The following is a 16920-nucleotide window of genomic DNA, read 5'->3' on the forward strand; positions in this document are numbered from 1 at the left end:
TCTTAGATATCCAGGCAGTTACCCTGTTTGTAAAAGACAGTAGTTGCCTTATGATGAATGAATCCGGAGGCGATGCCGTAGAAGTCGATTTTCCTGAATCCTTTCCCGAGAAGGAAGTTAATCCCGGGGAGGTATTCTTCCCGTTCGGAATCGTCGAGAATAATCACACCCTTCTCCTTTAGTCGTTCGGGAGCAACGAAAAGACATTCATTTCTGTGGTTCGCGTCCACCGTGATGATGTCAAATTTATAATCATACTTCAAAAGCTCACCCGGGTAGATGGCGGAGTCATCTTTTGACAGAATGATTTTTACATTCTTCGGAAGGTTGAGATTCATTTTTTTGAACCAAGCCTCGTCATGTTCGATTGCGGTAACTGTGTTCACCACTTTTGAAAACCAGAGGGAGGAATTTCCCGATCCGAATTCAAAAACATCGAAATCTTTTTTCATCCGTGTTTTCATGAATTCATAAAAGCTGAGCGTTACCCAGGGAATCGCCTCGCCGTTTACATCAACGGGCATTTTTGCGATAAGCGACCTGATCCAGCCTGTGTCGTAAAGGTACCCCATTGCTCTGAATGAAAGGAGAGCTTTGAGTACTTTTGGTTCAGTAAAAAGTTTGAGAACGGTGCTTATTTGTTTTGAAACAGGGAGTGCCATTTTTCTTTAGCCAATTTAAATAGATTTATCATTAATAGTGCTTTAATCATCATGCCTGCCTGATGAGCCGAAGGTCTGTGGAATGCAAGTCCGAAGGTAGCTGCGGTATAGGAGATCAATGTTGCCAGTGCGGAGCCTGTGATTCCCCAAATCGGGATAAAAATCAGGTTAAGGATTACATTGAGGATGAGACCGATCAGGGTTCTCATGAAGGAAACTTTGGTAAGGTTTTCAGTTACAAGATACTGCGAACTTGCAACCCCAAGAAATGTACCTACACCTGCCCAGATATAGATTGTGAGTACCGGGGCTGCTGGCAGAAACTTGACTCCGAAAAGTAGAGTGATTATCTCTTCAGAAAGAAAAGTAACCGGTATTGCAATTGCAACTGAAATGAACGCAAGCAGATCGTAAAGCTTCTGCATGCGGGAGCGGTAAACTTCCTCGCTCATCTGCTTTGCATTAACAATTGCAGGGTAGAGGGAACTCGAAATCGCCATAGGAATAAAATACCATGCCTCGCAGAGTCTGACGGCGGCAGCAAAATAGCCGTTTTGCTCACTGCTGAGCATGTTTTTAATAAAAATCTGGCCTACACGAATGTAGATGGAGACTGCAAGTCCGGCAAGAATGAGGGGCCAGGCATCACGGAAAAGGCGGGCAGCCACTTCCTTTTTGAAACGCCACTTCAGGATGTTTTCCTTTTGCCAGGTGAAGACAATGACGAATCCGATTGCGATGAGAATCGGTTCGAAAGCCTGAACCACGGCGAACATTGCAAGGCTTCCCGAGAGAAGAATCAGCAAAAGCCGCAGAAGGGAAGCAATAATTGCCGAGGACGACTGTACTGAAGCTGAGAATTTTGCCTGAACTTTTCCCTGGAAATAAAACTCTATGACATGAAATGCCTGAAAGACGGTACCGGCAGAAACAAGATAGATGAGCAACGCGGTATTAGAGTCCTCCCCGTTCAGATTAACTGCAAGAACAGTAATCAGTATCACTCCTGTTGAGCCGATTATCCGGAGAAAAAAGGAAGAGCCAAGTATTGTGTTTCGTTCTTCGGGGAACTTGACGAGTTCTCTTACGAGAATGTTTTCAAGTCCAAAATTTGCGATGCTTGCAAAAAGGAGGGCAAAACTGACTGCGTAGGCGAGGACACCAAATTGTTCGGGACCGAGATATCTTACGAGAATAATCCCGATAAAAAAACTCAGAAGGAGCTTAATCACCCTTTCGGCGAACATCCAGGAAGTATTTGCGAAATACTTCCTGAACGATTCGGATCCGAAATTAATTTTGGTGTTAGCTTGCAACCTCTTCCTTTTTCTTCGATTTCAGCCAGCCCAGAATCAAAGTGACTATCAAGCCAAATGTAACAAAGGAGCTCAGACCAAGGGCAAGATATTTTGCCATGAAGAAACTGACAGGGGCATATTCAAACTTTATGTGTTTTGTCCCTTTTGGAACGACAATACCCATAAAATTGTGGTTGGCGTTTATAACCTCCACCTCTTTGTCATCGGCGTATGCTTTCCACCCCTTGCTGTGCCAGGTGGTGCTGAATACGAGGAAATTGTTGCCGGAAGTGGTGACATCAGCTTCGAGAATCTCATCGGTGTATTTTGTAATCTTTGCGGTTACAGTCGAATCCTTGGGGTCAACCTTCACATCCCTGTCTTCAACAAACGCAACTTCTGCGGGATTGAACTTGTTATCCCGTACCATCTCGAGGAACTCGACCGGTTTTTTCTTCTCGACTCTGTTCACAAAATAGACTCGGGGAAGAGCTTTGTTGTTCTTGACGAGATAGGTTTTTTTCTCGGATTGGGTATCGGCATTGATTACCTCGCAGCCTTCGAAAGGAATTCCGGGCTGATCGAGAACAATATATTTTGTCCCCGTCATATTGAGGAAGGTCTCGTTTGCCGGGCTTTTCACTATATCGAGGAAGTCCTGATATCTTCTTGGTTTAATTGCCGAGTAGCCATAAACATCTTCAAGGAGGAAGTAGGCATTGAAGTTACCATTGCTTTGAATGGAGCCTTTTGATCCGTCCTGTTTGAGGTTGAGAATCCGGAAGGGATTTGTCGGGGCGTCCTTTTGATCTTTAATGGCTTTTACATAGAAAGGTTCTGCAAATTCGATACTCTTTGAAGGGGAATCGGTGTACTCAGCACCCCTTGAAGAGACTCTCCAAAGGTCGGCAACGCACAAAATCACCACAACTGAAGTGAAAAGAAGGGCGGTTACCTTGTTTTTCAGGAAAAACCATGCAAGCCAGAATGCTACAGCAAGAATCAGGAAGTTGATAATTGCATCATTTGCGAACATTTCGCCTGCCAGGTTACCCACTGTTGCGATTGCATCTTTTGGGTACTGGGCAGCTTTTTCCGACATGGCAAAACGGGTCGAAACCCATGAAACCAGACCGGATTTGCCGAGCAGTGAGAAGACGAAAAGCACAGATGAAACACCTGCCATTCCCATAACAAGTTTTTCGTATTTGATGTTTTTATCATTTTTCAACTCCAGTATCTTCATCAAGCCAAGTCCTGCGAGAACCGGCATCACCATCTGTGGGATAACAAGAATCATTGAAGGGACTCTGAACTTGTCGAAGTAAGGAAGAAAGTAGAACATCAGATCGAACAAAATGGGAAGATTTCGTCCGAATGATATCAGGAGCGCAAGAAAAGCTAGAATAGCGAGAAACATAACAAAGGGTTCACGCCATCTGGTTACGACGGCAAACAGGGCGAGGAAGAAGACAAGAACTCCCATATACATCGCCACATCGACGAAAGGCATCTGTCCAAAGTAGGTGTTCACTTTGTATTTCTGTCCCTGAATCATCTGTTCGGAGTTTCCGAATCCATACCATGAAGGAATGATAAAAGTCATCACTTCACCCGGCGAAAAGGACCAGTCGGTGTGGTATTTGTAATATTCTGAAGAGCCGCTTTTATCCTCTTCACCACCTGCCTGGGAAGACTTGTCGAGAATGCTTGTGGTTCCGCGGGTTGAGTGCGGAGTATATTCATAAATCTGCGTAAGGTTGTCGGCTTGTATGCCAATTGCAATTAGAGATGCGGCAATAAAAAGCCCCGCAGATTTTAGCGTGTTGTTCCGCAGTTCTGTCTCCTTTTTCACAACCGACCAGATCAGGTAGAAAAGGAAAAACAACCCGACTGAAAAGAGAATGTAAAAGATTATCTGGACATGGAAACCCTGAACTATTAGCTGCAAGGCTATTGTCAGGATAAAAAAGTCCAAAAGCCTTATTTTTTGCTGGTTTCGCAGTAAGATCAGAAAAATTACCGGGAAAAACGCAAGTGAAGTGAGTTTGGTTACATGTCCGATGTAGAGGAAAACCACAAGCCCTGTCGACAGGGCAGTCGCAAGGGAAGTGAAAAGACTCACCATCGTATTTTTAGTGAGCATCCTCATAAGGAAATAGGTGGTTATCCCGAGAACTATAAGGTAGAAAGCCCAGCGGACGAAGTCATTACCAAAAATTGCCGTAAACGATTCACGAACCGAGGTGAGGGCAACATATATCAGGTTAAACCATGTGTATCCCACTGACAAAGCATAGGCAGGCATACCCGTGAATATATATGGATTCCAAAGAGTAAAACCTTCCCTGTCTTTCTGCAGATAGGAAGTTGCACTCTCGGAGGCGATGATATCACCCGACTGAAATATCTTTCCCTGAAAAAAGAGAGGGGAAAGGAAGATCAGGAATATAACGACCACAAGTCCGATAACAGCCGCATTCAAGTATTTGGCGGGTACCTGTGAATCGAGATCGAAGCCTGTGATTTCTTTTTCTTTTTTTCGTAATTCTTTTACGGATTGTGTCTTTTTTGCCATTAAAACTCCGGTTGGGAAACTTTATTTCTTTTTAGTCGCAATGTAATTTATACCCGAGCCCTTTTCGTTATCCGATGAATAATCGGCATACATCATGAAAAGAACGGGCAGGAGGGTAAAAAGATAGTAGAACGGCAGAAGTATAAAAAATACTTTTGATGCATTCAGCATGATCATGGGATACTTGATACCGAGTCGCCAGGCTTTGTCGCCCCAGAAACCATAGGTATATTTTGACTGATACAGTTCGAATCCCAGTGGTGACATCTTTTCAGTCAGTTCTTCCTTTGAATAGCCGTCTCTGGCGTGTTCTCCGATAAAACTTTCGTCATCGTCTTCGTGGACATCACTTCCGCCGTAAATGGAGGGAGAATTGATGAGCACGAAACCACCCGGCTTAAGGGCATTGTAGAAGTTTTTGAACACCGTGACATCATCGGCGATATGTTCCATTACATCAACGCAGACAATCAGGTCGAATTTTTCCTTATGCGCTATTTTAGTGAGATCTTCAACTCCAAAAGAAACATTTTTCACCTCGGCACTCTTGAAGAACTGCCGGCAGTCTTCCATCCACTCCTCTTTCACATCAACAGAGTATATGTTGCAGGGGGTCATGTTTTTCGACATAAACCAGGTGTACTGGCCGAAGCCACTTCCGGCATCGTAGATGTTCAGTTGTTTGCTTCCGGCACTGTCACGAAGTTTTTTAAGTTCTCTTCTTACATACCAGGAACGGAGGAACATAAGGTCGAGAGTCTTGTAGAACAAGACTCTCGTGAAAGGGATTTTTTTGATTATGGCTGCGAATACATTTTTTACCGGATCGTAATGCATGATTCTTAACCGCGAACATTTGAATCTTTGATCGAATATTCCTTCTCTGTCTGGAAGTTGTGTACCATCATTTCACCCAGAAGTCCGGTTGTGAAGAACTGTACACCAACGATCATGAGAAGCATACCGAGCTGCAGCAACGGTCTGTTGCTCAACGACTGATTTTCGAACAGCCATTCATATGAAAGGTAGCCATTTATCACAAAACCGAACATAAAAGCGAGTGCTCCGAAGAATCCAAAAAGATGCATCGGGCGTTTAATGTACCGTGTGATAAAAGTAACCGTGATCAGATCCACAAATCCTTTGAAGAATCTTGAAGCGCCGAATTTGGTGACGCCGAATTTTCTCGGGCTGTGTTTTACGGGGAGTTCGGTCACGGTAAAACCTTTCCATTTAGCCAGGATTGGTATGTAACGGTGCATCTCGCCGTAAATATTGAGGTTTTCGACCACAGTTTTTTTGTAGGCTTTCAGACCGCAGTTGAAGTCATGGATTTTTATTCCACTCATTTTAGCGGTTACAAAGTTAAAGAGCCGTGAAGTGTATTTCTTGATGAACGGATCATGTCTCTTCTTTTTCCATCCCGAGACCATGTCGTGACCTTCTTCAAGTTTTTTGAGAAGGTTTGGAATCTCGTGTGGATCATCCTGAAGATCGGCATCCATGGTGATAACTACATCGCCTTTGGCAGCCTTGAATCCGACATTAAGAGCGGCGGATTTTCCGAAATTCTGCTGGAAACTGATATACTTGAATCTTTGATCAGTCCTGCAAATGTCTTTGATGATTCTGAGTGACTTGTCGGTTGAACCGTCATCAACAAAAATCACTTCGCCCGGAATAGGCAGATCTCTGAACACAGCTTTCAACTCGTTTGCCAGATGTATGAGTGACTCGTCCTCGTTATAAAGGGGGATGACCACAGAAATTTTGGTAAATGTGGTTCTCATTCTTGGTTTCTGAGGAGGCTGTTGTTGTTGCTGCTGTCCGGTTCTGTAGGGTTCCCGTGGATTTCTCCTGTTCATGGTTCTGTCGCGATCCCTGTTATCCTGTCTGACAACGGGTTCTCTTTCCTTTGGTTCCTGGCGGACAGGCTGTTCTTTTTCCTTATTATCCTGTCTTGCGACTGGTTCCCGATCAACTCTTTCGGTTCTAACCACAGGTTCCCGTTCGACTCTCTCCTGTTTTTGTACCGGTTGTTCCTTATCTTTGTTGTCCTGACGAACCACGGGTTCTCTGTCCCTGTTGTCTCTTCTGACAGGTTGTTTCCGGTCGTGGGTGTGAACCACTTCTTTTTTCTCGGGTGTTTCCTTGGCAGTAACAGAGGTTTCGATTTCAATCGGAGTTTTTACCAGTCCTTTGTCAACTTTCAGTTTCACGATGGTCGGGTCGGGTACCACTTCTTTCTTCTCAAGAGGCTGCCTTGGCTGGTTGCGTTGAGGATTTCTCAGGTTGTCGCGGTTGTTTCCAGAGCGGTTTCTGTTATCCTGTCTGCGGTCGTTTCTCTGATTTGTGGCAACTTTAGGCTCTTCATCAGGGGTTGCCTCTTCAGTTGCAGCAGGTGTAGCCGGTTCCACGGATTCCTTGTTTTCGAGAGCCTTCTCGACCTTATCGAGCTCCTCCTGAAAGGGGAATTCATTTCCCATGGGAGATGGTGCTTCCTGAGCAGCCGGTGTTTCAACATAAGCTGTTCCACGCATTACAGCGTGTTTTTCAACTTCCGGTTTTGGAACAATTACAGGTTCATTTTCAATCGCTGTTGCAGAAGTCTCTTTTGAATCAGAAATCGATTCTTCCTTTGGCTGTGCTTCCGGTTTTACAGTTTCAGAAACCTCAGCAGGAGCTTCACTCTTCTGTGCCATCTTAATCTCGCGAATTTCCTCCTGTTTTGGTGCAGTTTTCACCGGGAGAGGATCACTTTCAGTGCGGGGTTTTATTCTGTAAACATGGCTGTTTTCTTCCTGCAGAATCACTTTTTCAGTTGAAACAATAACCGGAATCTCTTTTGGAGCCGGAGTTTCTGATTTCGCGGATTCATTCTCCTCTTTCTGACTTCTTTTGTTGAGCTTTGCTCCAATATTTTCTTCACCCTTTACTTCACTCTTAATATTTTCTTCCCCACTGACAGTTGAAACCTTTTCCTCTTTAGTCTGCTCTTTGGCAGCATCAGGTTTCTGTTCGTTCAGCAATTCATTCTTTTGTTCTTCTTTTTCCTTTTCCACGAACTATCTGTGTCCTATGTTATTACTACAATTTGTCTTTATGTAAAATAAAAATTATTCAACCTAACAATTTACGAAATAAAGATTTAGTGACGAAAAGGAAAATGGGGAAATGACCCTCTGTCCCCAAGCCTTCCCAAAAGATGAGAAATACAAAGTCTGGCTGTGAAAGAGAAAAAACGCAATATTAGTAAAAAAATCAAAAAATTACAAAAAAAGAAAGGCGAACCCTATTAAATTTAATTTTTAACAAGCAAATACTAAATTTAATCCCGTCTCATATCGCAATAAATTCAATCAAAAAGCATAATTCAGACCATAATAGCAAAGGAATGCCAACCTATGTTCAAATGGTGAGTATAGTATTTTGTCAATTTGCGAAGTCTGATATTTATCAATGATTGGATAACCCATTAAGAGGGATGGAGAGAAAACCCAAGGACTGGCTTACTATATTTTCCGGATTGAGTGGTTAAAGTGAGGTTCCAAATCGGATTAATTAGATATTGTCAGTCCGCGATGTTTATTTATAATATTTATCGATTACTTGGTTTTCTTTTGGACGGCTTTAATAGGGGATGGAGAGATTCGGAACTTCAGTACACCGGAACCTCAAATCCTCAGAAATTCAGAACTTCAGTACCCGGGAGCTCCCGTGGTACTGAAATTCTAAAATAATGTAGAGAGAGAATGGATCTGTTACTTCAAAAGATTCATTCTTTTCACTTCTCTAAAGTTCCCTGCCTTCATCTCGTAGAAATATATTCCACTCGGGAGGTCAGTTGCATTAAACTGAAGAGAGTGTAATCCGGGACCATATTCACGGTCAGCAATCTCGGCGATTTTAGTTCCAAGAATATCATAAAGCGTCATTTTGACATGAGACCTTACGGGAATGCTGAAGTTAATACTGGTTTCCGGATTAAAAGGATTCGGGTAGTTCTGCAGTAAAGAGAAGGATTCTGTACCTGGTAGATTTACTTCGATTACATCACTATATTTCATTTGTCCATCATAATCCATCTGAACCAGCCTGTACTTAAGACGTGTCACATCTGCAGATCGAATCCCGCGATCAGAAAATTGATAAACATGCGGAGAGGTTGAAGTCCCGTTACCTGAGATGAATCCGATCTTCTCCCAACCGGCTCCTTTGTCTCTCTCAATATTGAATCCGAGATTATTTGTTTCGGTCTGGGTGATCCATGAGAGGACTATTTCATTTTGATCTGAAACATCTGCGACGAATGAGGTAAGTTCAACAGGTACAAGTCCAACAGTTGCTCTGAGCATTTTGCCTTTAAATCCACAGGTATAAACTTTTGTCGGTATGACATCTATACCGTAAAGCCACTGGGCTGATGCTAAAGAATATTCCAGCCATGAGACTCCGCCATCAATTGTCATCCAAACCATACCCGTATTCACATTTCCGCCAGAAACATAACCGATGCTTTCATTAAGGAAGTCAATGGCGTAAAGCCAATGCTGTGTATTCAGATTCATAAGATTCCATGATAACCCACCATTAGGTGAGGAAGCAGCGAAGCCTTTCAGACCCACTACAAAGATTTTGAGGTTTCCGACGGTGTTAACCGCGTTAATTATTGGTATGTTACTAAGCATTGATTGCCATGACTGACCGCCATCAGTAGTCCGATAGAGGAATCCTGTTCCTTCGGGTCCGCCTACAAAATCACCTCCGGCAATATAGCCGACGGACTCATCAACAAAACTGATGCCTCTGATTGGCATGGTTGTAGGTGAAACCAAAGTCTGCCAGCTCAAACCACCATCCAGAGTTTTTATCAAACTGCCATTCCGTCCGCCGGCATAACCGACACCGGAAGACACCAGATCAACTGCCAGTAAATCAGGTCCGACCGGCGAGTTTGCTTTCATCCAAATTGCCCCGTTCCCGAACGATCGAAGAACGAGACCGGAATCGCCAACTACCACTACAGCTGTGTCATATCTGTCAACGGAGTTCAAGTCGTTATAAGTTGGAACCGATGCAAAATTCCAAGAGTCACCACCATTTGAGGTTGTAACCACCACACCCGTATCTCCAACCGAGAGTCCGATATAGCCGTTATAAAATGAGACATCATTTAGAGTTGAAGGGGTTTTGGTGTCAAGTTGACCCCATGTCGATTCACTGGTCGTCTTTCGGTACAACTTTCCTCCTGAAGCACCAACACAGAATCCTTCTGTCTCTTTGAGCATATATATTGAATAGAGCCACTTGCTTCCAGAAGGGATGTCATTCTCAAAAGAAGTACCCCCATCAGTGGTTTTCAGAATGAGGCCGGAATTTACATTCCCACCGCAAATATAACCATTATTCGCATCAAGGAAATGGAGACCGTATAACCATTGAGTGGTATAGGTAGGCAATCCACTCCATGTATTCCCGCCGTCAGTTGATTTGAGGACTGTTCCCCGGATTCCAACCGCGTACACGACACTTTGGCTGACCATTTGAACACTTGTCAGGGTATAGCTGCTTGTGTTATAGACAACCTGCCAGTTCAGCCCGGAATCAGTCGAGATCGCAACAAACATTGTTTGACTCGGTGAAACCTCGCCTCCAACTACAACCGCCCGGGTACCATTAATGGAAACCGATCGTAAAGCAGCTAACGGGAGATTGATCAGATCCCACGACTCGCCGCCATCGGTGGTTCTGAAGATTTTGCCACTGTCGGCTGCAATTAATCCTGTGTTTCCGGAGAAAGCAATCGAATTGAGTCTGTTATTTGAGGGGAGGTTCTGACGAACCCATGAGGAACCGTTATCTGTAGAAAGCAAAAGGAGTGCATTGTTGCCTGCCGCCCAAATTCCCTTGGAATTTGAACTGAGACCATTTATAGTTTCACTTTGGCCTGTGACGGTACTGATCCAAGATGAACCACCGTCTGAAGTTTTATAAATTTTGCATGAAGTACCTGCTATAAAACCATCTAAAGCATTCTCGAAGTATACGGAATTAATATCTGCGGTAATTCCATTGTCTTGTCTTATCCAACCTTGTGGATAGCATGTTGTAAAAAGAATAAAAAGAAACATAACGATGTTTCTCATAACACCTCCCATTAAGTTTTAAAGTGATCATCTCAAAAAAGAAAAAAATGATATTTCAACATAATTAGATGTGTTATTAAAAACAACAGTTTTTAACCAACTATTTATATTTTTTTAATTATTCGATAATGAACGCAACCTGCAAATAGTTATTCACGGCACCAATTGGTTTGAATTTTATTGGATATGCTTCCGTAAAATCGATAAAAGCTCTAAACTCATGGAGAGGAACGCCGAACTCGTCGAAAATAATTAAGTCCCCAGGCTTAAGCAGGAGGGCAAGCATTGTCATCACATAAAGAGTTGATGAGTATAGATCAGCATCCAAATGCAATACAATCTGCTTGTCATCAAAACGAAATTCTTTAAGAAAGGAAGGGAGGGTTGACTGAAACAAACCTGCAATGTATGTAATTCTTTCATCGTTGATATTGGGGAATGCACCCGATCGGTCGTAATCGGCTTTTTTGATAACACCGAAATCTTCAGGAAGACCGGTGAATGTATCAAAACCATAGAATACGGAGTTAGGGTGGTTGTTCTTCTTGCACCACCATTCGAGAGAAATACCGTCTGCCACACCAAATTCCAGATAAGCGATTGGCCGGTTCAGTTTTTGATTCTCGAAGACAAAGTCATGAAGCTTAAATCTTTCCTGATACTTCACACTACCGTTATAAAAATCATTAAATGGCAAGTTTTTGTTTGCTGCTCTCCATCTGGAAAGCTTCGCAAGATATGAAACAAACAACACAATTCCGGTTAAAGGATTAAAAATGAAATCCAAGCGGAATCTCATGAAGAGACCCTTGATTTTTCTGATGAAATATAATTTGATAAGAAGTGATTTCATACGAATTCCAAAAATTTAAATAAAAACAATATACAATTTAAGAATATTAATTCAGACCTGGCAAATCGGGTAGGCTGATATTCGGTCTTAAAGGAGTCCAAACCAAACCTGTCCAAAAGATGAAGACTAAAAAGACGCTTCCCGGAAAGCGAAAAAACGATTTTTGTTATGAAAAAAGCCTAAAAAAAATCGAAAAAGGAAGCCGAATCTTGGAAAACATAAGTTTTTACAAGCAAGTACGAAAGCTAATCCCATCTCACACAGTAATAAATTTGGTCAATAAACATAATTCAACAACTATAGCAAAGGAATTACAACATAAGTACAAGTGGTGAGCATGGTATTTTAATATTTTCGAAGTCGAACTGACGATAAAGGATTGAACTTGGAATGCACATCACTCTGGGAGACTATGATCATATGGGAATAGAGAAGCTTATCCCAAGACGGACAAAACTGGCAATATATAACAAGAATCGAACTTAATGCGACCTTCATTCAGATTTGGACAGCATTGGGCTGTGGGGAATGTAAATAAAATGCTCGTTTGAAAAGGCAGCTTTTTAACTTTAATGATTGGTTTTCAACAGGTTAGTCGATTCCAGTTTGGGCCTTTCATTAATTTAGATTGTCAACTCAATTTTACGAATAAAATCTGTAATAAACAAAATTTTGAAAAATTTTACAGAGTTTTCGGAAAAAAGGAATTTTGCACACTCTACCTTATTGAAAGCAGAAAATATATTTATTTAAAAACGGGTTGTATCCCTCCGCATCATATCCAATTCCAACTACAATTCCGGTAACCAAATACCAAGGAACAACTAAATGAACGAAAAAAGCTTATAGCCTTTTCGCAGATACCCTTTCGTTCTGGTTTTGCCACCCTGCCTCAGTCCGGATCACTCCCTCCTACAGTCATTTAATTATGAATTTATATTCTTCTCATTAATGGTTATTTTGCACGGCTATTTTATAAAAATCCCGATTAGATGCAAAAAATACTTTTATTGATATCTCTTCTCCCTTTTCTCATTGCGGCACAGCCCCAAAAGGAGGTAAAGAAGACACTCTACCCAAACGGCAAAATACAGACAGAAGGCGAGTACCTGAACGGAAAACTTGACGGTTATTTCCATGAGTTTTATCCAACCGGAGTTCTTTGGAAAGAGTGGGTATTCAAGGACGGAGTCGAGAAAGGGAAGTCGAACTGGTACTTCGAAAACGGCGTTCTGAACCGCACCTGGAATTATGTAAATGGAAAAAGAGAAGGTGAGGGACTTTGGTACTACGAAACAGGTGAACTGTGGGCGAGGGAAAACTATCAGAACGATAAAGTGGAGGGTCTCGTCCTCACTTACTACAAGTCCGGCAAACTTCAGGGCGAGTGGTATTACAAGGACGGTAAACTCGAAGGGGTCTCGACGGTATATTATGAAAGCGGTAAAAAAGAAGTGGTGCGACCTTTCGTAAACGGACTGCAGGAAGGGAAGACCATTGTCTATTTTGAAGGTGGACAAATGTCTGCCATGGCAGATTACAAGTTTGGGAAAAAACACGGATATGCATACTATTATGATATTGTGGGGAAACTAAGAGTTCGCGAACTTTATGAAGCCGACCTCCTCGTATCAAGAATCCGTTATGACAAGGACGGCAAGTTTTCCGAAGAAGAGCGGGTTGAAAGGAATTTCTACCCAAACGGAGTGATGCAGGACGAAGTTCCGCTTAAAAACGGTTTTCGGGAAGGGAAATTCCGGTCATACTATCTGAGCGGGTTCCTGAAAGAAGAAAACACCTATTCGCGCGGGGAACTAACGGGGTGGATATATAAGTATCACGAAAATGGAGTGCTGCAGGAGGAGGCGGAGCTTTTCAATGGAAAAATTACAGGTTCAGTCAAGAATTTTTATAAGTCGGGTGCACTTCTCTCTGATGCTGTTTACGCCAACGGTGAAAAAAACGGAAATATGCTCGTTTATGATGAGGACGGTTCACTTAGATACAGGGCTACCTATCTTTATGATAAATTGAACGGCGAATACAAGGGATTCCACAAAAACGGACTTACCCGTGTCATAGAAAATTACTTTGACGGGGTTCTCAGCGGCAGACAGCTTTCATATCTTGAGGACGGGGTTCTTTGGCGGGAGGCATTTTACAAGGATGGAAAGCTTGAGGGGTCCCTGAAGGAGTTTTATCCCGAAGGGATGGTAAAAAAAGAGGAGTTTTATGAAGGCGGAATACTCAAGACAGCCCGCGAATACGATACCAAAGGCAATTTGACATACATATTTGGATATTAAATGAGCAGATATTTCATCTTTTTATTATTAATTTCACTTCCGGTTTTCGCACAAAACGGAGAGAAGGTTTCGAGATATTCCGACGGTATTCCGAAAGAAACAGCCAATTATTTCAATGGAAAACTGGACGGAGTTGTAAGAAAATACTACCCGACAGGTATTCTTGCATCTGTGATGACCTGGAAAAACGGCTCCATCGAAGGACCGGCTTTCAACTATGATTCTTCAGGCATACTCAAGGAATCTTTTATCTATTCAAATAACAAGTTAAACGGTAATTTCTCAACATTTTATGCAGATGGCAGAATCCGGGAAGAGGGCTCCTACACAGACGGTGTTTTTTCAGGAAGTTATCTTTCATTTCATTTGAACGGGAGAATAAAATCCGTGTCAAATTTTGTTTACGGTAAACTCGATGGCATTTCCTCCGAGTATTATGATACGGGAGTACTGAAGGGTGAGTTGCTGTATGCAAATGGTGTGCAGGAAGGGATTACAAAATGGTATTACGAGACAGGAGAACTGCAGGGTGAATACCCCTACAGTGGAAGCAAAATACACGGCATGGTGAAGGAGTACTATCCATCCGGCAAAAAGAAAGCTGAAAAAAACTATGTCGGAAGCAAAGCCGAGGGAGTTCATGTCACCTGGTTTGAGAACGGAAATAAACTGAGTGAGATAACATTCAAAAACAGCCTGAAGGAAGGTCCTGCAAAGACATGGTATGAGTCGGGAAAGCTTTGGACAGAACAGTCGTGGGTAAACAACCGTCTGCATGGAGATTCAAAAATATTCCGTGAAAACGGCACCCTTTGGTCGGTTGATTCGTATGAAAAAGGGGTTTTGAAGAGTACAAAAGAGTATGACGAAGCCGGAAAACTTATTTCCGAAAAGTCTTATTAGTTGTTGCGAAACCGTTACCTCTGAAAATGAAATTTTGAGAAGGAGAAAGAGTTGAACTCAAGCAAGTTTAATGTCGGTCTTTTACAGTTAAAAATTGGTGAAGACCTTGAAAATAATGTTAAAAATGCAGTTGATGCTGTAAGAGAAGCTGCAACCAAAGGGGCGAATGTGATCTGTCTGCCGGAAATTTACAGATCGCAATACTTCTGTCAAAAGGAAGATATTGACCTCTATGATCTGGCGGAGACAATTCCCGGTGTTTCAACTGAAACATTTACGAAACTTGCCAAAGAGACGGGCACTTATATTGTTGTCCCGATATTTGAAAAAAGGTCTGCAGGGGTTTATCACAACAGTCTGGTGTTTATCGACGATGATGGTGAGGTGCAGGGGATTTATCGCAAGATGCATATTCCCGATGATCCTGCTTATTACGAAAAGTTCTATTTTACCCCCGGGGATCTTGGATTTAAAGCCTTCAAAACAAAATACGGCAAGGTTGGCACTCTGATATGCTGGGATCAGTGGTTCCCTGAAGGAGCAAGGCTCACTTCAATGCTTGGGGCTTCAATTCTTTTTTATCCTACTGCAATCGGCTGGCACCCTTATGAAATTGAAGAGCACGGAAAACAGCAGAGGGATGCCTGGATGACGGTGCAGAGGGGACACGCAATCGCAAATGGAATTTATGTGGCAGCGGTTAACCGTGTTGGATTTGAACATCCCGTTCCCGAACAACCCGGGATCCAATTCTGGGGATCATCTTTCCTTGCCGATCCACAGGGAGTCATTATTGCCGAAGCTCCCGTGGACAAGGAAGCGATTTTGGTGGCTGAGATTGATCTCGAAAGGATCGAATACATAAGAAGAAACTGGCCATTCTTCCGTGACAGGAGAACAGATGCCTATGGCGATATTACCAGAAGATTTCTTGAAAATTGAATAACCATCCCTTATCAAAAAAGCATAAACGATGACAAAGAAGAGACCTGAATACCTGATGCCGGCGGAATTCGAAAAACACTCCGCAACCATTCTCGGCTGGCCCTTCAACAGGGAAGACTGGCCCGGGAAGTTTGAGCCAATTCCGTGGGTTTATACCGAAATAGTAAAAAAGTTGATGCCTCATGAGACTGTGGTTTTGCTTTACACTTCCGATACACAACTTGCATCCATCAAGGCAAAACTTAAGATGGCTGAAGTTGATGACGAGGCAATTGTGTTCATCAAAACCCAAATGGACAGAAACTGGACCCGCGATTCCATGGGAACATTTGTAAAAAAAGAGGGGAGTGTTTATGCATTCGATTTTGTTTTTAATGCCTGGGCTAAATACGACAACTACAAAAAGGATGCCCGTTCGTCGAAAAAAGTACTGGATTTGCTGGCGATTCCCTGGGAGGTACCCTCCTATAATGATACGCCGATAGTGCTTGAGGGGGGTGCCATAGACACCAACGGGAAAGGGACACTTCTCACAACTGAAGAATGTCTGCTCGATCCCGTAGTCCAGACACGCAACCCGGGTTTTACCAAATATGATTACGAATTTGCCTTCAGAAAATATCTTGGTATCACAAATGTTATCTGGCTCGGAAACGGAATTGCCGGGGATGACACCCACGGTCATGTGGATGACCTCTGCAGATTTGTCACTCCAACCACCGTGGTTCTGTGTGAAGAGAAAAACCGGAGAGATGACAATTACAGGCTTCTGAAAGAGAACAGGGAGAGACTGCAGTCGGCAGTCCTTGAAAACGGTTCGAAGCTCGAAGTCGTTTCTCTCCCGATGCCGGAACCTGTAATTTTCGACGGACTGAGGCTTCCCGCAAGTTACGCAAATTTTTACATTGCAAACGGTATTGTACTCGTCCCGACTTTTAACGATCCAAACGACAGGATTGCCCTCGGAATTCTGGCAGAGCTTTTCCCCAGCCGCAAAGTTGTCGGAATCAGTGCTGTCGATCTTGTCTGGGGTCTCGGCACCCTCCACTGCCTCACTCACGAAATTCCCTTCGGAAAGAACCTGGATTTGTAGCAAATTGGGAATGCATTACTAATATTTCGATAGAAATTAGTATTGCATTCCCGGTTTTTCAGGAAAAATTAGTATTGCATTCCTAAGATTTATTGTTTCCGATGGCATTGAAACAGGATTCGGCAGAAGGATTCCG

General features: G+C 42.8%; 12 protein-coding genes. 5 read left to right on the plus strand and 7 right to left on the minus strand.

Going from position 1 to position 16920, the window contains the following annotated elements; genetic code table 11:
• Positions 1-2 precede the first annotated feature (2 nt).
• From LCH52_11485 to LCH52_11505, 5 genes are read right to left on the minus strand one after another with little or no spacing between them, the layout of a single operon-like run.
• Complete coding sequence (locus LCH52_11485; GenBank protein ID MCA0389103.1) at positions 3-662, minus strand: class I SAM-dependent methyltransferase; 660 nt, start codon at positions 660-662, stop codon at positions 3-5.
• Positions 635-1978, minus strand: a complete 1344-nt coding sequence (locus tag LCH52_11490; protein MCA0389104.1) for a flippase — start codon at positions 1976-1978, stop codon at positions 635-637. Before LCH52_11490 ends, LCH52_11485 begins: the two co-directional genes overlap by 28 nt.
• A complete protein-coding gene (locus LCH52_11495; protein MCA0389105.1) occupies positions 1968-4538 on the minus strand; it encodes a YfhO family protein in 2571 nt (856 codons plus the stop codon). Before LCH52_11495 ends, LCH52_11490 begins: the two co-directional genes overlap by 11 nt.
• A gap of 21 nt (positions 4539-4559) precedes the next feature.
• Positions 4560-5375: a class I SAM-dependent methyltransferase gene (locus tag LCH52_11500; GenBank protein ID MCA0389106.1), complete on the minus strand. Its 816-nt coding sequence runs from the start codon at positions 5373-5375 to the stop codon at positions 4560-4562.
• Positions 5376-5380: 5 nt separating this feature from the next.
• A complete protein-coding gene (locus LCH52_11505; protein MCA0389107.1) occupies positions 5381-6328 on the minus strand; it encodes a glycosyltransferase family 2 protein in 948 nt (315 codons plus the stop codon).
• 1529 nt (positions 6329-7857) lie between these two features.
• Here LCH52_11505 and LCH52_11510 point away from each other — a divergent pair.
• Complete coding sequence (locus LCH52_11510) at positions 7858-8001, plus strand: hypothetical protein (GenBank protein MCA0389108.1); 144 nt, start codon at positions 7858-7860, stop codon at positions 7999-8001.
• A 298-nt stretch (positions 8002-8299) separates the two neighbouring features.
• Here the strand turns inward: LCH52_11510 and LCH52_11515 are convergent, their stop codons facing one another.
• On the minus strand, positions 8300-10684 hold the full coding sequence (locus LCH52_11515) for a T9SS type A sorting domain-containing protein (GenBank protein ID MCA0389109.1): 2385 nt from the start codon (positions 10682-10684) through the stop codon (positions 8300-8302).
• A gap of 118 nt (positions 10685-10802) precedes the next feature.
• Positions 10803-11537, minus strand: coding sequence for a class I SAM-dependent methyltransferase (locus tag LCH52_11520; protein MCA0389110.1), 735 nt, complete (start codon positions 11535-11537; stop codon positions 10803-10805).
• 992 nt (positions 11538-12529) lie between these two features.
• Between LCH52_11520 and LCH52_11525 the strand changes: the two genes are divergently transcribed.
• The 4 genes from LCH52_11525 to LCH52_11540 are packed head-to-tail and all read left to right on the plus strand — an operon-like array spanning position 12530 to position 16784.
• Positions 12530-13843: a toxin-antitoxin system YwqK family antitoxin gene (locus LCH52_11525; protein MCA0389111.1), complete on the plus strand. Its 1314-nt coding sequence runs from the start codon at positions 12530-12532 to the stop codon at positions 13841-13843.
• Complete coding sequence (locus tag LCH52_11530) at positions 13844-14746, plus strand: toxin-antitoxin system YwqK family antitoxin (protein ID MCA0389112.1); 903 nt, start codon at positions 13844-13846, stop codon at positions 14744-14746.
• Positions 14747-14797: 51 nt separating this feature from the next.
• Complete coding sequence (locus LCH52_11535; GenBank protein MCA0389113.1) at positions 14798-15688, plus strand: carbon-nitrogen hydrolase; 891 nt, start codon at positions 14798-14800, stop codon at positions 15686-15688.
• A gap of 31 nt (positions 15689-15719) precedes the next feature.
• Positions 15720-16784 (plus strand): agmatine deiminase family protein, encoded by a 1065-nt coding sequence (locus tag LCH52_11540; protein MCA0389114.1) that lies wholly within the window; start codon positions 15720-15722, stop codon positions 16782-16784.
• Positions 16785-16920 lie beyond the last annotated feature (136 nt).

This window comes from Bacteroidota bacterium (genome assembly GCA_020161395.1).
Taxonomy (GTDB): Bacteria; Bacteroidota; Ignavibacteria; order Ignavibacteriales; family Ignavibacteriaceae; genus UTCHB3.